Origin of the sequence: Enterobacter sp. BIDMC92, from assembly GCF_001030225.1 — a bacterium.
GTDB lineage: Bacteria > Pseudomonadota > Gammaproteobacteria > Enterobacterales > Enterobacteriaceae > Enterobacter > Enterobacter sichuanensis.
In genome coordinates this window covers 4,370,475-4,388,354 of record NZ_KQ087598.1, presented here as the reverse complement: position 1 = coordinate 4,388,354, position 17,880 = coordinate 4,370,475, and the positions used below count along the sequence as shown (strand labels likewise).

17 protein-coding genes are annotated in these 17,880 nt (G+C 56.1%); 10 read left to right on the top strand and 7 right to left on the bottom strand.

Annotated features, from left to right (window positions below; translation table 11 throughout):
- Positions 1-62 precede the first annotated feature (62 nt).
- Genes dam through trpS form a run of 4 tightly spaced genes read left to right on the top strand, consistent with a single transcriptional unit; the run spans position 63 to position 3,345 of the window.
- On the top strand, positions 63-875 hold the full coding sequence (dam, locus tag SP99_RS20670; RefSeq protein ID WP_025758088.1) for an adenine-specific DNA-methyltransferase: 813 nt from the start codon (positions 63-65) through the stop codon (positions 873-875).
- Between the two features lie 41 nt (positions 876-916).
- The gene (gene rpe, locus SP99_RS20665) at positions 917-1,594 is read left to right on the top strand and encodes a ribulose-phosphate 3-epimerase (RefSeq protein ID WP_024907923.1); all 678 of its coding nucleotides are present in this window, start codon (positions 917-919) and stop codon (positions 1,592-1,594) included.
- Positions 1,587-2,348, top strand: coding sequence for a phosphoglycolate phosphatase (gene gph, locus SP99_RS20660; protein WP_025758086.1), 762 nt, complete (start codon positions 1,587-1,589; stop codon positions 2,346-2,348). Before rpe ends, gph begins: the two co-directional genes overlap by 8 nt.
- Positions 2,341-3,345 carry a tryptophan--tRNA ligase gene (gene trpS / locus SP99_RS20655; protein ID WP_020687783.1) on the top strand — a complete coding sequence of 335 codons (1,005 nt, stop codon included), beginning with the start codon at positions 2,341-2,343 and terminating at the stop codon, positions 3,343-3,345. Before gph ends, trpS begins: the two co-directional genes overlap by 8 nt.
- A gap of 95 nt (positions 3,346-3,440) precedes the next feature.
- Here the strand turns inward: trpS and SP99_RS20650 are convergent, their stop codons facing one another.
- From SP99_RS20650 to nirB, 4 genes are all read right to left on the bottom strand, one after another.
- Positions 3,441-3,611 (bottom strand): YhfL family protein, encoded by a 171-nt coding sequence (locus SP99_RS20650; RefSeq protein WP_003861638.1) that lies wholly within the window; start codon positions 3,609-3,611, stop codon positions 3,441-3,443.
- A gap of 143 nt (positions 3,612-3,754) precedes the next feature.
- Positions 3,755-5,128, bottom strand: coding sequence for a siroheme synthase CysG (gene cysG / locus SP99_RS20645; RefSeq protein WP_047959609.1), 1,374 nt, complete (start codon positions 5,126-5,128; stop codon positions 3,755-3,757).
- 135 nt (positions 5,129-5,263) lie between these two features.
- Positions 5,264-5,590, bottom strand: a complete 327-nt coding sequence (nirD, locus tag SP99_RS20640; RefSeq protein ID WP_025758081.1) for a nitrite reductase small subunit NirD — start codon at positions 5,588-5,590, stop codon at positions 5,264-5,266.
- On the bottom strand, positions 5,587-8,130 hold the full coding sequence (gene nirB / locus SP99_RS20635; RefSeq protein WP_047959608.1) for a nitrite reductase large subunit NirB: 2,544 nt from the start codon (positions 8,128-8,130) through the stop codon (positions 5,587-5,589). The genes nirD and nirB overlap by 4 nt, the downstream gene beginning before the upstream one ends.
- Positions 8,131-8,368: 238 nt before the next feature.
- On the opposite strand from nirB, the gene SP99_RS20630 reads away from it, so the two are divergent.
- Complete coding sequence (locus SP99_RS20630) at positions 8,369-9,670, top strand: cytosine deaminase (RefSeq protein ID WP_047959607.1); 1,302 nt, start codon at positions 8,369-8,371, stop codon at positions 9,668-9,670.
- Between the two features lie 17 nt (positions 9,671-9,687).
- Here SP99_RS20630 and tsgA read toward each other — a convergent pair whose 3' ends face one another.
- The gene (gene tsgA / locus SP99_RS20625) at positions 9,688-10,872 is read right to left on the bottom strand and encodes an MFS transporter TsgA (RefSeq protein ID WP_047959606.1); all 1,185 of its coding nucleotides are present in this window, start codon (positions 10,870-10,872) and stop codon (positions 9,688-9,690) included.
- Positions 10,873-11,150: 278 nt separating this feature from the next.
- On the opposite strand from tsgA, the gene ppiA reads away from it, so the two are divergent.
- From ppiA to argD, 4 genes are all read left to right on the top strand, one after another.
- Positions 11,151-11,723 (top strand): peptidylprolyl isomerase A, encoded by a 573-nt coding sequence (gene ppiA, locus SP99_RS20620; protein ID WP_025758075.1) that lies wholly within the window; start codon positions 11,151-11,153, stop codon positions 11,721-11,723.
- A gap of 106 nt (positions 11,724-11,829) precedes the next feature.
- Positions 11,830-12,414, top strand: a complete 585-nt coding sequence (locus SP99_RS20615; RefSeq protein ID WP_047959605.1) for a putative adenosine monophosphate-protein transferase Fic — start codon at positions 11,830-11,832, stop codon at positions 12,412-12,414.
- A gap of 30 nt (positions 12,415-12,444) precedes the next feature.
- Positions 12,445-13,008, top strand: a complete 564-nt coding sequence (gene pabA / locus SP99_RS20610; protein ID WP_047959604.1) for an aminodeoxychorismate synthase component 2 — start codon at positions 12,445-12,447, stop codon at positions 13,006-13,008.
- Positions 13,009-13,094: 86 nt separating this feature from the next.
- A complete protein-coding gene (gene argD / locus SP99_RS20605; RefSeq protein ID WP_197086103.1) occupies positions 13,095-14,315 on the top strand; it encodes a bifunctional acetylornithine/succinyldiaminopimelate transaminase in 1,221 nt (406 codons plus the stop codon).
- On the opposite strand, the gene SP99_RS20600 is transcribed toward argD, so the two are convergent.
- Together SP99_RS20600 and crp are read right to left on the bottom strand one after the other, a co-directional pair.
- Positions 14,312-16,399, bottom strand: a complete 2,088-nt coding sequence (locus SP99_RS20600; RefSeq protein WP_047959602.1) for a YccS/YhfK family putative transporter — start codon at positions 16,397-16,399, stop codon at positions 14,312-14,314. The genes argD and SP99_RS20600 overlap by 4 nt on opposite strands.
- A 57-nt stretch (positions 16,400-16,456) precedes the next feature.
- A complete protein-coding gene (gene crp, locus SP99_RS20595) occupies positions 16,457-17,089 on the bottom strand; it encodes a cAMP-activated global transcriptional regulator CRP (RefSeq protein WP_000242758.1) in 633 nt (210 codons plus the stop codon).
- Positions 17,090-17,400: 311 nt separating this feature from the next.
- Here crp and SP99_RS20590 point away from each other — a divergent pair, with 311 nt between their 5' ends.
- Positions 17,401-17,805, top strand: a complete 405-nt coding sequence (locus SP99_RS20590) for an OsmC family protein (RefSeq protein ID WP_014885509.1) — start codon at positions 17,401-17,403, stop codon at positions 17,803-17,805.
- Positions 17,806-17,880 lie beyond the last annotated feature (75 nt).

Below are 17,880 nucleotides of genomic sequence, written 5' to 3'. Positions count from 1 at the left end.
AAAGCGCAGGATGCTGTCGGAGCTTTCTCCACAGCCGGAGAAGGTGTAATCAGTTAGTCAGCATGAAAAAAAATCGCGCTTTTCTGAAATGGGCAGGGGGGAAATACCCCCTGCTCGATGATATTAAAAAGCACCTGCCTGAGGGCGAGTGTCTTATCGAGCCTTTCGTTGGCGCGGGATCGGTGTTCCTGAACACCGATTTTTCGCGTTATATCCTGGCGGATATCAACAGCGACCTTATCAGCCTCTATAACATCGTTAAGCTGCGTACCGAAGAGTATGTCGCAGAGGCGCGCAAACTGTTTACGCCGGAGAACAATAACCCGGACGTTTACTACCAGTTCCGTGCGGAGTTTAACCAGAGTCAGGATCCGTTCCGCCGGGCGCTGTTGTTCCTCTATCTCAACCGACATGGTTATAACGGTCTGTGCCGGTATAATCTTCGTGGGGAATTTAACGTGCCGTTTGGCCGTTATAAGCGCCCCTATTTCCCGCAGGACGAGCTGTATCACTTCGCCGAAAAAGCACAGCATGCGGAATTCCACTGCCTCTCGTATGAAGAGTGTATGGAGCTGGCAGGCGTAAACTCGGTGGTTTACTGTGACCCTCCGTACGCGCCGCTGTCTGCGACAGCGAATTTCACCGCCTATCACACCAACAGCTTCAGCCCGGCCGAACAGGCCCGCCTGGCGGAGATGGCGGAAAAGCTGGTCAGTAAAAGAATTCCGGTGTTAATTTCGAATCACGATACCCCTGATACGCGCGAATGGTACAAAGCCGCGACGCATTTTCAGGTTAAAGTGCGGCGTAGCATTAGCAGCAACGGCGGCACACGTAAAAAGGTGGACGAACTCCTGGCTCTTTATCGCCCCTGAGCCGTTTTGCCCGCCGGTAAACACATTTCAAGGAGATGCGGATGAAACAGTTTTTGATTGCTCCCTCAATTCTGTCGGCCGATTTTGCCCGCCTGGGTGAAGACACCGCTAAAGCTCTCGCGGCTGGCGCAGATGTTGTCCATTTCGACGTGATGGATAACCACTACGTTCCCAATCTGACCATTGGCCCAATGGTGCTTAAGGCGCTGCGTAACTACGGCATTACCGCCCCGATTGACGTGCATCTGATGGTGAAACCGGTTGACCGTATCGTGCCGGATTTCGCCGCAGCGGGCGCCAGCATCATCACCTTCCATCCGGAAGCCTCTGAACATGTGGATCGCACCCTGCAGCTCATCAAAGAGAACGGCTGTAAAGCAGGTCTGGTGTTTAACCCGGCAACGCCGCTGAGCTATCTCGACTATGTGATGGATAAGCTGGACGTGATCCTGCTGATGTCCGTTAACCCGGGCTTTGGTGGTCAGTCGTTTATTCCTCACACGCTGGATAAGCTGCGTGAAGTACGCCGTCGTATTGATGAGTCAGGTTACGATATTCGTCTGGAAGTGGACGGCGGGGTGAAAGTCAATAACATTGGTGAAATCGCGGCAGCGGGCGCGGATATGTTCGTTGCAGGTTCGGCGATTTTCGACCAACCGGATTACAAAAAAGTCATTGATGAAATGCGCCGTGAGCTGGCGAAGGTAAGTCATGGATAAATTGCAGGCAATTCGGGGTGTGGCATTCGACCTCGACGGCACGCTGGTCGACAGCGCGCCAGGCTTAACGAGTGCCGTAGACCAGGCGCTGTATGCCCTTGAGCTGCCCGTGGCGGGTGAAGATCGTGTCGTCACGTGGATTGGCAACGGCGCTGATGTCCTGATGGAACGCGCGCTGACCTGGGCGCGTCAGGAGCGCGCATCGCAGCGTTCTGCACAGGGTAAACCGAGCGTTGACCATGCGGACATCCCACAGGAAGAGCAACTGCGTATTCTGCGCAAACTGTTCGATCGTTTCTATGAAGAGACCGTCGAGGAGGGCAGTTTCCTGTTCCCGGACGTTCTGGAAACGCTGAGCGTGTTGCACGCGAAGGGCATTCCGATGGGGCTGGTGACCAACAAACCCACGCCGTTTGTGGCACCGCTGCTGGAAGCGCTGGATATCGCGAAGTATTTCTCCGTGATTGTGGGCGGAGACGATGTGCAAAACAAAAAACCGCATCCGGAACCGCTGTTGCTGGTGGCAGGAAAATTATCCTTAACACCTGCGGAGCTGCTCTTTGTCGGTGATTCACGCAATGATATTCTGGCTGCCCGAGCGGCTGGATGTCCTTCCGTCGGATTAACCTATGGCTACAACTACGGTGAGGCCATCACGCTAAGTGAGCCGGATGTTGTGTTCGACCACTTCAAAGATTTGTTGCCCGCTCTCGGGCTTTCGCACAGTGAACATCAGGAATTGAATAATGACTAAGCCCATCGTTTTTAGTGGCGCACAGCCTTCAGGTGAATTGACCATTGGTAACTACATGGGTGCGTTACGTCAGTGGGTCAGCATGCAGGATGATTACCATTGCATTTACTGCATCGTGGATCTGCATGCGATTACCGCCCGTCAGGATCCTGAGAAGCTGCGTAAAGCCACGCTGGACACCCTCGCCCTGTATCTGGCCTGCGGGATCGACCCTGAGAAAAGCACCATTTTCGTTCAGTCCCATGTGCCAGAGCACGCGCAGCTGGGCTGGGCGCTGAACTGCTACACCTATTTTGGTGAACTGAGCCGCATGACCCAGTTCAAGGATAAATCCGCGCGCTACTCGGAAAACATCAACGCCGGTCTGTTTGACTATCCGGTGCTGATGGCGGCAGACATTCTGCTGTACCAGACGAACCAGGTGCCGGTGGGTGAAGACCAGAAGCAGCACCTGGAGCTGAGCCGCGATATCGCCCAGCGCTTTAACGCGCTTTATGGCGAGGTGTTCAAAGTGCCAGAGCCGTTTATTCCGAAATCGGGTGCCCGCGTCATGTCGCTTCTGGAGCCGACCAAGAAGATGTCCAAGTCTGACGATAACCGCAACAACGTTATCGGCCTGCTGGAAGACCCGAAATCGGTCGTGAAAAAACTCAAGCGCGCAGTGACCGACTCTGACGAGCCGCCTGTGGTGCGCTACGATGTGCAGAATAAAGCGGGCGTTTCCAACCTGCTGGATATTCTCTCCGGTGTTACCGGCCAGAGCATCCCTGAGCTGGAACAGCACTTCGAAGGCAAGATGTACGGCCACCTGAAAGGCGAAGTGGCAGATGCCGTTTCCGGCATGCTGACCGAGCTGCAGGAGCGTTATCACCGCTATCGCAACGACGAAGCCTTCCTGCAGAAAGTGATGAAAGAGGGGGCGGAAAAAGCCAGCGCCCGCGCGTCCGAAACCCTGAAAGCGGTGTACGAAGCGATTGGGTTTGTTGCGAAGCCTTAAGTCTGCTTTGCCGGGTGGCGGAGCCGCCACCCGACAAAAAACCGCACAAACAAAAAAACCGGGGAACCCCCGGTTTTTTTACGCCTGAAAAACGCTTACTGCTGTGCCGCCGGGCCGCAACCACCGATGATCTTCGAAATGGAGATCGCCGGGTGCAGCAGATAATCATAGCTGCAGTTGTTTTTGGTGTTCTGGACGTGACCGGTGCAGGCCGTCAGAGTGGTTAACAGGCCGACCAGAACGGCGGCTTTTGCCAGTTTAAACATACGCATTCCTTGTCTTAAAAACGAAAATCAGATGTCACTCAAGGGAATAAAGGGAAAAGTTCCACTTCGGGGCGGTATGTTATCGACAGCGGTAAGAGGGGAGTAGTCCGCTTCAGGACTACTCCGGAAAGGAAGAGTGTGCGTTAGTGATTTGAGAACCAGTTGAGTTTGTCGCGCAGCTCAACCACACGGCCAACCACAATCAGCGCCGGGCTTTCAACCTGCTGCGCCAGTTCGCCTAACTGCGTCAGTACGCCATCCACCACGCGCTGCGTAATGGCGGTTCCGTTTTCGACCAGCGCGACGGGCATATCTGCCGCCATGCCGTGCTCCAGCAGCTTCGCCTGAATGGTGGCGGCCTGGTTTAACCCCATGTAGAACACCAGCGTTTGCTTTTCGGCGGCGAGGTTGTGCCAGTCCAGTTCGCTGCCCGTCTTCAGGTGGCCCGTCACCAGACGCACGCTCTGGGCGTAATCGCGGTGGGTCAGTGGAATACCCGCGTACGCTGAACAGCCGGATGCCGCGGTAATGCCCGGCACCACGGAGAAGGGAATGCCCGCGTTACACAGGGTTTCGAGCTCCTCGCCGCCGCGACCGAAGATAAACGGATCGCCCCCTTTCAGGCGCACCACGCGTTTTCCCTTTTGCGCCTCGCGCAGCAGGATCTGGTTAATCTCCTCCTGCGGTACGCAGTGGTAGCCCGCCCGTTTGCCCACGAAGACGCGGTCAGCGTCGCGGCGTACCAGGTTCATGATGTCATCCGAGACCAGACGATCATACACCACAATATCCGCCTGCTGGATCTGCTGCAGGCCTTTCAGCGTCAGCAAGCCCGCATCGCCAGGACCTGCACCGACCAGCACCACTTCGCCCCGATGATCCAGCGGCTCAGCGAGTAACTGCGCCGTTGTCTCTTCAACCGCTTTACTGTCCTGATTCGCCAGCGACTGCGCCAGGCGGTCATTCACAAAGAATTTTTCCCAGAAACGACGACGCTCGCCAACGGTCGCGAAGGTTTGCTTCACGCGTGAACGCAGTTGCCCTGCGTAGTGGGCAATCTGACCGAGATGTTGCGGCAACAGGGCTTCCAGTTTTTCCCGCAGCAGGCGCGCCAGAACGGGCGAGCGGCCCCCGGATGACACAGCGATCATCAGCGGTGAACGGTCAATAATCGATGGCATGATAAAGCTGGCTTCTTTCGGCGCATCCACCACGTTACAGAAGATACGGCGTGCTTCACAGGCATCGCTGACCCGCTGGTTCACTGCATCGTCATCCGTCGCGGCAATGGTCAGCCAGCAGGTCTCCAGCAGGGATTCATCAAACTCTCCCTGCACCAGCGTCAGCATCCCTTCCTGGGCCCAGACGTTAAACTGAGGAGCGAAGGCAATGGCGTTGACGGTCAGTCGGGCGCCCGCCTCTAACAGCAGGCGCGCTTTGCGCTCAGCCACATCGCCGCCGCCCACAAGCAGGCAGTCGCGATGGCGTAATTGACAAAAAATCGGCAGGTGATCCACGACATTACCTCACAGCATTCATGGAGGAACAGGAATTGACGTCAGGATAACAGCAGGAATCGCCGAAAATATACGGTTTTTCCTGCCGTTACCCATAAGGGGTCATAAGCTTTTCATATTGAAAAGGCGAGGGAATTAGCCCTGTAGCTGCACCTTGCCGTCCTTCACGCGAACGTCGTAGTGCTTCACCGAGTAGTTTTCATCTTCCATGCACAGTCCGTCACGTAAACGGAAGCGCTGCTTTTTCAGCGGGCTGGCGACCCACAATTCGCCCTGATGCTCCGCAATCAACCCACGGGAGAGCACGCTGGCCTCGAAGAACGGATCGATGTTGCTGATGGCAAAGAGCTGTTCATCGTGGCGGGGGCGGAAAATCGCAACCTGCTCGTTGCCCAGCAGTGCGCAGACGCCGGTTGCGGGGAGAATGTCGTTAATATCGCAGATGGTTATCCACTGGCTCATGCGTTTTCCTCCACCAGCGTGACCGGAATACGTTCATACGGTGTCGCCGGACGATGCTGTTCACGCTCTGGCACAACCTGCACATTCGGGTCGCGCTGAGTGCTGTTGATAAAATGTCTGAACCGCGTCTGTGCCGCCGGGGTGTTGACGGTTTCAGTCCACTCGCAAATCACCGCCTCACGCAGTCGTGCCATCTCCGCTTCCAGATGCTCGTTCAGGCCCAGCTTGTCGTCGATAATGACCGATTTCAGGTAGTCGATGCCGCCTTCCAGATTATCAAGCCAGGAGGCGGTACGGGTCAGCTTATCGGCGGTACGGATGTAGAACATCATGAAGCGGTCGAGATACTGAATCAGCGTGTCGTGATCGAGATCCGCGGCCAGCAGGTCCGCGTGGCGTGGTTTCATCCCGCCGTTACCGCAGACATACAGGTTCCAGCCTTTTTCGGTGGCGATAATCCCTACGTCTTTACCCTGGGCTTCCGCACATTCACGGGTACATCCCGAGACGCCAAACTTCATTTTGTGCGGCGTACGGATGCCTTTGTAGCGGTTCTCCAGCTCCACGCCGAAACCGACGCTGTCGCCGACGCCGTAGCGGCACCAGGTGCTGCCCACGCAGGTTTTCGCCATACGCAGCGCTTTGGCGTACGCGTGACCGGTTTCGAAGCCAGCGTCAATCAGCTGACGCCAGATCTCCGGCAGATCGTCTTTCTGCGCACCAAACAGGCCGATACGCTGGGAACCGGTGATTTTGGTGTACAGGTTAAATTCACGCGCGATACGGCCCACCGCCACCAGCCCTTCCGGGGTAATTTCGCCACCGGCGGAACGTGGGATCACGGAGTAGGTACCGTCTTTCTGGATGTTGGCCAGGAAGTTGTCGTTGGTATCCTGCAGCGGCGTATGCTCGGGTTTGAGTACATACTCGTTCCAGCAGGAGGCCAGCAGGGAGCCGACGGTGGGTTTACATACCTCACAGCCGTAGCCTTGGCCGTGCTTCGCCAGCAGTTCGTCGAAGGACTTGATGCCTTCCACGCGGATCAGATGGTAGAGCTCCTGGCGAGAATACGCGAAGTGCTCGCACAGATTGTTGTTCACTTCGATGCCCTGTTTCGCCAGCTCGGCGTTCAGCACCTGGGTGACCAGCGGAATACAGCCGCCGCAGCCGGTGCCGGCTTTGGTTTCCGCTTTCAGCGCCGCAACGGTGTGGCAGCCTTTGTTAATGGCAGAGATGAGCATGCCTTTGGTGACGTCAAAGCAGGAGCAGATCTGCGCGCTGTCCGGCAGTTTATCCACGCCGATAGACGGCTTGCCGCTGGAGGCGTGCGCCGGGAGGATCAGTGCGTCCGGGTTTTCCGGCAGTTCGATGGCGTTCAGCACCAGCTGGAGCAGGTTGCCGTAATCACTGGTGTCACCCACCAGTACCGCCCCAAGCAGGGTTTTGTTGTCCTGACTGACGATCAGGCGCTTATAAACTTCTTTGCTCTCATCGAGATAAACGTAGCTGCGGGCACCCGGCGTGCGGCCGTGTGCATCGCCAATACCGCCAACGTCCACGCCCAGCAGCTTCAGCTTGGCGCTCAGGTCCGCGCCTTCGAAGGCGTTTTCATTGCCGAGGATGTGGTCCACGGCGACCTGCGCCATTTTGTAACCCGGCGCCACCAGACCATACACGCGGTTATTCCAGCTGGCGCATTCGCCAATGGCGTAGATATCCGGATCGGAGGTCTGGCAGGTGCCGTTAATCATGATCCCGCCGCGCTGGGCGACGGCCAGACCGCACTGGGTTGCCAGCTTGTCGCGCGGGCGGATCCCGGTGGAGAAGACGATGAAGTCAACTTCCAGCTCGCTGCCGTCGGCAAAGCGCATGGTTTTGCGCGCTTCGGTGCCTTCCTGCACGATCTCTTTGGTGTTTTTGCTGGTGTGAACCTTCACGCCCATGCTTTCGATTTTGCGACGTAACTGGTCGCCACCCATGTGGTCGAGTTGTTCGGCCATCAGCATCGGAGCAAATTCGATGACGTGGGTTTCAACGCCGAGGTTTTTTAGCGCGCCCGCGGCCTCCAGGCCCAGCAGGCCACCACCCACCACCGCACCGCGTTTACTGCGACGAGCGCAGGACTCAATGGCGTTGAGATCTTCAATGGTACGATAGACGAAGCAATCCTGCGTTTCAGCGCCTTTAATCGGCGGGATCCACGGATAAGAGCCGGTCGCCATGATCAGCTTGTCGTAAAAAACCGTACGCCCGGCGCTGGAGTGGATCACTTTCTCCTGACGGTTGATGGTGATAGCGCGTTCGCCCACCAGCACCTTTACGCCATGCTTCTCGTAGAACCCTTCACGCACCAGTGAGAGCTCTTCGGCAGTATGATGGGAGAAATAGGAAGATAAGTGCACACGGTCGTACGCCTTGCGGGGTTCTTCACAGAACACGGTAATATCGAACTGAGCGGCATCGGCTTTATCGAGAAGATCCTCAATAAAGCGGTGACCGACCATGCCGTTACCGATGATAGCGAGTCTGAGTTTGCTCATTATTGCCTCGATTTCTTTTCTATTACCGCCTACCTTAACGATTCAGCAGGGGCGCTTATTGATGCAAATCAAATACGTCTTCGCCTACTCCTTAGGTGGTATATGACTGATTTGTCAGGATTTTTATAAGTTATGGAAATCGCAGGCTTTTCGGGTTAGTTGAATTTGTGTACAAATCAGGGGCGGTTTTGCAAAAATCGATACGCCTGTCCAGCAGCTGCGTTTTTAGGGGAAAGATATGTCTACTACACCGTTATGGCTTGTTCAGAATGTTCGTTTACCGGGTCGGGAAGGGCTGTGGCAGCTTGCCATTGAGAACGGGCGATTTGGTGACATCACCCCCATGGATGACACCCATACCGAAAGCTATGAAGTGTTAAATGCGCGCGGTGGGCTGGCTATTCCCCCGTTTATTGAGCCGCATATCCATCTTGATACCACCCAGACGGCGGGCGAGCCGAACTGGAACCAGTCCGGAACGCTGTTTGAGGGCATTGAGCGCTGGGCGGAGCGCAAGGCGCTACTCAGTCATGACGACGTGAAAGCGCGGGCGTGGAAAACGCTGAAGTGGCAAATCGCCAACGGGATCCAGTTTGTCCGCACTCATGTGGATGTCTCCGACCCGACGCTCACTGCCCTGAAGGCAATGCTGGAAGTGAAGCAGGAGGTTGCGCCGTGGGTGACCCTGCAAATCGTCGCGTTCCCGCAGGAAGGTATCCTCTCTTACCCGAACGGCGCGGCGCTGCTGGAAGAGGCATTACGGCTGGGTGCGGATGTGGTGGGGGCGATCCCCCACTTTGAGTTCACCCGCGAGTACGGCGTGCAGTCGCTGCATATCGCCTTTGAGCTGGCGAAGAAATATGACCGTCCGCTGGATATTCATTGCGATGAAATTGATGACGAGCAGTCTCGCTTTGTCGAGACGGTGGCCACGCTGGCGTATGAGGCCGGTATGGGCGCACGGGTAACGGCCAGCCACACCACCGCCATGCACTCCTACAACGGCGCCTATACCTCGCGGCTGTTCCGACTGCTGAAAATGTCGGGGATTAACTTCGTTGCGAACCCGCTGGTCAATATCCACCTGCAGGGGCGCTTCGATGATTATCCGAAGCGTCGCGGCATCACCCGGGTGAAAGAACTACAGGCGGCGGGCATTAACGTCTGCTTTGGCCATGATGATGTCTTTGACCCGTGGTACCCGCTTGGTACCGGCAATATGCTGCAGGTGCTGCATATGGGGCTGCACGTCTGTCAGATGATGGGCTATCCGCAAATCGACAGCGGCCTGAACCTGATCACCCATAACAGTGCCCGAACCTTTGGCCTGAGCGATTACGGGATTGAGACGGGTAACCCGGCGAACCTGATTATTCTGCCTGCGGAGAGCGGGTTTGAAGCGGTACGCTGTCAGGTGCCGGTGCGCTGGTCCATTCGTCAGGGACGAATTATTGCCACCACACAGCTGGCGCAGACCTGGATCCAGATGGATAACGGGGGAGAAGAGGTGAGCTTTGCCAGAAACACCCCCTCTGTGTAGGGCAGAGGGGGACGGGATTAGTGCGTCGCCGCTGCAGCGTTATGCTGGCGGTGGCGGGTCACAAAGCCCAGGATGAAGCACATGATAAACACCACGGCGTACAGACCATTCGCCGTGTGCAGCGCGGCCAGCGGGCCGCTGTGGGCGACGATTGGGCCGGTGACCACGAAGGTCAGCATGGTGCCGATGGTGCCACAGGTCAGAACGAAGTTAACCAGCTTCGGCGAGGCCACCCTGGTCTGCAGGGAGCCCAGAGTAATGATCGAGGTGTAGATCGCGCTGGAGAAGAAGCCCAGGGTCAGAATAAACCACGGCATATGTTCCGGTGAACCGTTGATGAACAGATACATCAGCACGGTTGCCAGGCCCGCCAGTACGGTCAGAATGCGCTGCAGATCGAAGAAGCGCAGGATGAAGCTAAACGCCCACATGCCGAACATGTAAGACATCCAGAAATCACTCACCAGCTTACCCGCGTCGTTCAGGCTCATGCCCAGGCCTTTGGCGTATTCCGGTACCCAGGAGATAAAGCCCAGCTGGCCGAGGATGTAGCACAGGGCGGCGATGGAGAGGAACAGTACGCCGATCCCCCATTTCTCTTTCGCGACAGGCTCTGCCGTGGTCTGCGCTTTTTTGCCCAGCACCGGGAACTCGCAGCCGAAAGTCAGAATAAAGATCGCCACGTAGACCAGGCCGATGCAGGCATACACCCAGTACCACTCAATGCTGCGCGCCAGCAGAACGGCAGCCACCATCGGAAAAATCATCCCGGCCATGCTGAAGAAGGAGTCGGTAAACAGCAGGCGCGCGCCACGCTGACGGCCTTCATACATATGGGTAATCAGGAAGGTCCCGATCGACATGGTAATGCCGCTGACCAGACCGAGTACAAACATGGCGGCGGAGAACAGGGCGATGCTGTGGCTCAGCATCAGACCCGCCACGGCGGCGACCATCAGCACAAAACCAAAACGCAGCTGCGTTTTCAGTGGCACGATTTCCATCAGCCAGGCATTCAGGAAGATGGAGATCAGGATCCCGGCGTTGAGGAAGGTGAAGGTGTTACTCATGCTGGAAACGGGCAGATGGAAGTAGTCTGCGATATTTCCCATCACCATCCCGGTGACGATCACCAACGCGCCGGTCAGGGCGTAGGAGAAGAAGCTGATCCATGTGAGCTTGATGCGATTGCTGTTAGTCATGTCTGGCCTGTTCAAAATAAGAAAAGCGCCCATCGGGCGCTGAGAGCGGGCAGATTTTAGACATTAAAGTGATCTATTCATATCTTTTAAGAGAAATTCGAACTTCATTGCAGTTTTTTATGTGATCTTGATCACATAAAAAGCCGCCGGAACCAATCGTTTGCGTGGTTACAACTGTTTCAATTTCGTAAAATTAGGTAAAAGGCTGGTCTCCGTTCATACTGCTCTTTAGAATCAAGCCATTCGCTTTATATACTGCGCTTTGTTAAGGAATTCTCATGCTCAAATCAACACTGGCGGCTGTCGCAGCTGTGTTTGCTCTTTCTGCCGTTTCCCCTGCTGCGCTGGCAGCAAAAGGGGACCCTCACGTTCTGCTGACCACCTCCGCCGGGAATATTGAGCTGGAACTGAATAGCCAGAAAGCTCCGGTTTCTGTGAAAAACTTCCTCGACTATGTGAACAGTGGTTTCTACAACAACACCACCTTCCACCGCGTGATCCCTGGGTTTATGGTGCAGGGCGGTGGTTTTAATGAGCAGATGCAGCAGAAACAGCCGAACCCGCCGATTAAAAACGAAGCAGATAACGGTCTGCTGAACACTCGCGGCACCATTTCCATGGCGCGTACCGCGGATAAAGACAGCGCGACCAGCCAGTTCTTTATCAACGTGGCGGATAACGCATTCCTCGACCACGGCCAGCGCGACTTCGGTTATGCGGTGTTCGGTAAAGTGGTGAAAGGGATGGACGTGGCGGACAAGATTTCTCAGGTTCCTACCCATGACGTTGGCCCGTACCAGAATGTGCCGTCAAAACCTGTCGTGATCCTCTCCGCGAAAGTTCTGCCGTAACCTGTTTCGACACGGGCGATCCTTGCCCGTGTTGTTAGCCCTCCCTGCGAAAGCGCGTTTTGCTGCTTATACTTGTGGCAAACGGACATATTCAGGGAGGCGTTAAGTGAAAAAACTCACCGACAAGCAAAAATCCCGTCTCTGGGAGCAGCAGCGTAACGTCAATTTTCAGGCCAGTTGTCTCCTTGAAAAAGGTCATGGTCCTTCCGATCCCCATATTGAAACGCTGGAGCTTGGGCCTTCCGCTCCCGGTTTGCCCCATCTGTGCCTTATTCACCGCCATCTCTACCGCAGAGAGTGGAAGCACGCTGGCGAATTGCGTACTGACGATATTTTTAAGGGCGACATTCCTTTCTGCCATTTCGAGTACATCGAAAAGATGGGCAACGAACTGATGGCGGCGCTGGAAAGCGAAAAGTATCTGGTTGGTCTGGAGAAAGCGGCGTTTATAGAACGTATTAGCCATTATTATTGTGAAATCAACATGCTGCACCCTTTTGCCAGCGGTAACGGTATTGCTCAGCGTGTTTTCTTTGAGCAGCTGGCGATCCATGCGGGTTACGCGCTGGACTGGCGCGATATCGATCCCGAAGATTGGGTGGCGGCTAACCGGAGCGGCGCAACGGGCGATCTCAGCGCGTTAAACGCTATCTTTGCCAAAGTAGTGAGCGAAGCGCGGGAATCTGAGTAGAATAGGGCGGCATTTTTTTCGGGAGCCGCCATGATTCTGCTGATTGATAACTACGATTCCTTCACCTGGAACCTTTACCAGTATTTTTGTGAACTGGGTGCAGAGGTGGTTGTCCGCCGCAATGACGAGATTGGCCTTGCCGATATTGAGACGCTGGCTCCGCAAAAAATCGTCATCTCACCCGGCCCCTGCACACCGTCGGAATCGGGCATTTCGCTGGACGTTATCCGGCAGTATGCCGGCAAGCTGCCCATTCTGGGCGTCTGCCTGGGCCATCAGGCGATTGCCCAGGCGTTAGGGGCCACCATCGTCCGTGCGGCGAAAGTGATACACGGCAAAACCTCGCCGGTCACGCACACGGGTACCGGGGTATTTACGGGGCTCAATAATCCATTGACCGTGACGCGTTACCATTCGCTAGTGATTGACCCGCCGACGCTGCCTGACTGCTTTGAGGTGACCGCCTGGAGCGATACGCAGGAGATCATGGGGATTCGTCACCGCGAATGGGATCTCGAAGGCGTGCAGTTCCATCCGGAAAGCATCCTCAGCGAACAGGGGCACGCGCTGCTGGCAAATTTCCTCAATCGCTGAATATCTGTTGCCTTGCTGTGATTTTTTATGCATATTTTGTGATTATATTTTCACAATTGATGTGACATAAAATGGATGGGCATGACATGGCAACTGAACAACCAGCAATTACCCGCGCGACATTTGATGAAGTGATTCTGCCGATTTATGCACCGGCTGAGTTTATCCCGGTAAAGGGAAAAGGCAGCCGCGTCTGGGATCAACAGGGTAAAGAGTATGTGGATTTCGCGGGCGGGATTGCGGTAACGGCGCTGGGTCATTGCCATCCTGCGCTGGTCGAGGCGCTGAAAACCCAGGGCGAAACCCTGTGGCACACCAGCAACGTCTTCACCAACGAACCGGCGCTGCGTCTTGGCCGCAAGATCATTGATGCCACGTTTGCCGAGCGCGTGCTGTTTATGAACTCTGGCACCGAAGCCAACGAAACCGCCTTTAAGCTGGCGCGCTACTACGCGACCACGCGCCACAGCCCATACAAAACCAAAATCATCGCTTTCCACAACGCCTTCCATGGGCGCTCCTTCTTTACCGTCTCCGTTGGTGGTCAGCCGAAGTATTCCGACGGTTTTGGCCCGAAACCGGCTGACATTGTCCACGTGCCGTTTAACGATCTGCATGCGGTAAAAGCGGTGATGGACGATCACACCTGCGCGGTGGTGGTGGAGCCGATTCAGGGCGAAGGCGGCGTGACGGCCGCCACGCCGGAATTCCTGAAAGGGCTGCGCGCGCTGTGCGACAAGCACCAGGCGCTGCTGGTGTTTGATGAAGTGCAGTGCGGGATGGGGCGTACCGGCTCCCTGTTTGCCTATATGCACTACGGCGTGACGCCGGATATTCTGACCAGCGCCAAAGCGCTCGGCGGCGGTTTCCCGGTGAGTGCGGTCCTGACCACCCAGGAGATTGCCTCCGCGTTCCATGTGGGGTCGCACGGCTCCACTTACGGCGGTAATCCGCTGGCGAGCGCTGTGGCGGGCGCGGCGTTTGACATTATCAACACGCCTGAGGTTCTCAATGGCGTGAGCGCGAAGCGCGAACTGTTCGTAAAACACCTGCAAAAGATTGATGACCAGTACGACGTGTTCAGCGAGATCCGCGGGATGGGGCTGCTGATCGGTGCCGAGCTGAAACCGCAGTACAAAGGCCGCGCACGCGATTTCCTGCACGCCGCCGCTCACGAAGGGGTGATGGTGCTCAATGCCGGGCCGGACGTGATGCGTTTTGCGCCGTCGCTGGTGGTGGAAGAGAAAGACATTGAAGACGGATTAACCCGCTTTGCCGCGGCAGTGGCGAAGATCGCAAAAGGTTAATACGCCGTCCGCTTCAGGCGACGGGTTAACCAAATCCCGTGATGCGGACGCTGACGCCATGCCACCGATGAAATGGTGTGCATGGTGTTCAGATGCCCCAGGATGCGCTGTAAATGCTGCTCAAGGGTACTCATTGGCCCGTGGGTGAGCGTCTCCGGCGCTTCCAGAATATTTGAATCCCCCGACTCACCCGGCGCGTCATACTCCAGACGCTGCTGACAGCGCTGCAGGGCAATCTCACACGACTGCAGGTAACGTTGCGCCAGGTCTGGCGTCAGCATGGTATGTTCACGCGCGAGCGTGGTCATGGCGTTGATATGCTCGACGATAAACTGGCTGTGCGTCACCCAGAGCTTCATGTCCGCCAGATAGTGCGAGTTAAAGCCTGGCTCCTGCATCGCCTGGTTGAGCGAGTTGAACAGGGCGTTGTGCGCCTGGTTGACCTTCATCCGCTGATAAGCCAACGGGGAGGGCTGCGGGTCGTCGCTCAGAATCAGGCGGATAGCCTCCTGGTCAGCCTCCAGCGCGTCGTGGGCGTTCTGCCTGAGCAGCCCGCTCTGCCACTGCGGCCACAGCCAGACCATGCCCCCAAAGGCAATCAGACAGCCGATCAGGGTATCAATCAGCCTGGCGACAATAAACTGTTCTCCATTGAGCGTGAGCAGCTGCAGGGTATACACCGCCGTCACCGTAAAGCCCACCATCGCCCAGCCGTAGTTTTTGCGGATAATCAGATAGCTCACCAGCGTAATCATCAGCATCCCTGCCAGGGTATAGCCTTCCGGCACGTGGAAGTGCAGCGTCACGCCCGCAATAATCAGCCCCGCCATCGTTCCGCCGGCCCGGTGCAGAATACGCACCCGCGTGGCGCCGTAGCCATTCTGGGTGACAAACAGCACGGTCATTAAGATCCAGTAGGGTTTTGGCAGATGCAGCGCCATGCCCATCAGGCTGGCGACACTGAGCATGACGCTAATCCGTGCGGCATTGCGCAGGGCGGACGATTTAAGCGACAGATAACTTCTGAGCGCGGGCAACAGCGGAAGCCGTTTTTGTTTGTCCGCCATCAGATCGCGGGAATAAAGCGGGCGCTGGGTACGCAGCACGCGGGCGATGCGGCTGAAGTGCCAGGCGGCAAACTGACCGACCGGGTTATCCGGATGCTGACGGGCGATTTTCTCCAGCGCGCCGAGCTGTTTGTCCATGTTAAAGCGCGTGGGGTAGCGGTGATAGAGAATATCGTCGGCCAGGATCCGCAGGCGCGCGGAGACGGTCTGTGCGTTCCAGCGGATCACCGCTTCAGCGTGGCTGCGCTCTACCAGTTTTTGCACCTCTTGCGGGTGGTGAAGACTTACGGAGATATGTTCCTGCAGATCCAGCCCCACCTGGAAAGTGCGCAGCAGCCGTTTATATTCGTGATTCTGGTTGGCGGCGAGCATATGCAGTTGCTGGTAGCACTGGCTTATCAGATCCACCACCTTTTGCTGACGGGTCAGCAGCGGGGGCAGCGATCTTTCCGGATCGGTATGCTGGGTGAGCAGGGTGTATTTGGCTTCACAATACTCCGCCAGCTGCACATAGAGCAGGCTCAGGGATTCACGCAGCGGTTGTTCGCGCCACAGCCAGAACCAGAACCAGTTAAACAGCCCGTACCATAATGTCCCCAGCGCGTAGATCAGCAGCGGCTCCCACACCGGCATATTTCCGGCGAGGCTCAGCGTGAAAATGGCCGCAATCAGCGAGGCGGGAAGTAGACGGGCGTGCAGCGAGCTGATTTCGGCAGTGACACCTAGGGTCATCGCCAGCACGGTCAGGATCAGCGGCAGCGGAATATCGCGCGCCAGCAGAAGCTGCACCGCGAGACTACAGCCGGCAAACAGTGAACCGCCAATGATGAGTCGTTTGAAAAAGCGCTTATGCGGCGTGTCCAGACCGGCAATGTTGCAGCAGGCGGGCACCAGAGAAAAGAGCAGACCTTGCTGAAGATGTCCGAGGAGCAGGCCCACGGCCACAGGAAGACACAACACCAGCGTTTGTCGCAGTGCGTAGTTAACTTCCGGGTGATAGATCAGCCTGCGCCACATGGGGAGTAGAGACAAAAACGGCGTGACACCTTGCGGTGACACGCCGTTTGAGCGGAATTAACGCGTTCCGTAAACCACGATGGTTTTACCGTGAGCGGAGATCAGGTTTTGATCTTCCAGCATTTTCAGGATACGACCTACGGTTTCACGGGAGCAACCGACGATCTGACCAATTTCCTGACGGGTAATTTTAATTTGCATGCCGTCCGGGTGGGTCATAGCGTCTGGCTGTTTCGCCAGGTTCAGCAGCGTCTGTGCAATACGGCCCGTCACGTCCAGGAAGGCGAGGTTGCCCACTTTCTCAGAGGTGACCTGCAGACGGCGCGCCATCTGGGAAGAAAGACGCATCAGGATGTCAGGGTTAACCTGAATCAGCTGACGGAATTTCTTGTAAGAAATTTCAGCCACTTCACATGCTGTCTTTGCACGAACCCAGGCGCTACGTTCCTGGCCCTCTTCAAACAGGCCCAGTTCACCGATGAAATCGCCCTGGTTCAGATAAGAAAGGATCATCTCTTTCCCTTCTTCATCTTTGATCAGCACTGCCACCGAGCCTTTAACGATGTAATACAACGTTTCCGCTTTTTCACCCTGGTGAATCAGCGTGCTCTTCGATGGGTACTTATGAATGTGGCAATGAGACAAGAACCATTCGAGAGTCGGGTCTGTTTGCGGTTTGCCAAGCACCATGCGCTGTTATCCTCTGTTATAAGCTGTCACCAGAGTCATCAGATGCATCCGGACTCTGGGGTTGCAATCGAATTCTTACCCATACCCTGGGAAGTCGGCTACCGTAACGTTTCGCAGCCAGTAAAGTTTGATGTCCTCTGCATACACGTGTAACGTCAATGTATTACTGTAGCATCCTGAGTGTTTTAGCATAGCTTTCGCCGCGTGTCTCCTGGTGTCTCGCTTCAGCATGATGCAGGTCGCCTTCCATTGCGAGAAATGTAACGCACGCGTAATCTGTCACCAAAAATGCAACGTTGGAGTTTAAGAATATGCAAGCGCGCGTGAAATGGGTTGAAGGTTTAACGTTCCTGGGCGAGTCCGCTTCCGGACACCAGATTTTGATGGATGGCAACTCCGGCGATAAAGCGCCAAGCCCAATGGAGATGGTGCTGATGGCGGCAGGGGGATGCAGCGCCATTGACGTGGTGTCGATTCTGCAGAAAGGCCGTCATGACGTGACAGATTGCGAGGTTAAACTGACCTCAGAACGTCGTGAAGAGGCGCCACGCCTGTTCACCCATATTAATCTGCACTTTGTTGTGACCGGCAAAGCGTTGAAAGACGCGGCGGTATCACGCGCGGTGGACCTGTCGGCGGAGAAGTACTGCTCTGTGGCGTTAATGCTGGAGAAGGCGGTAAAAATTACCCATTCGTACGAAGTGATCGAGGCGTAATCGTGTGGCGGGGGGCGCTTCGCTTGCCTGCCCTACGGATTGTAGGCCCGGTAAGCGCAGCGCCACCGGGCAAAA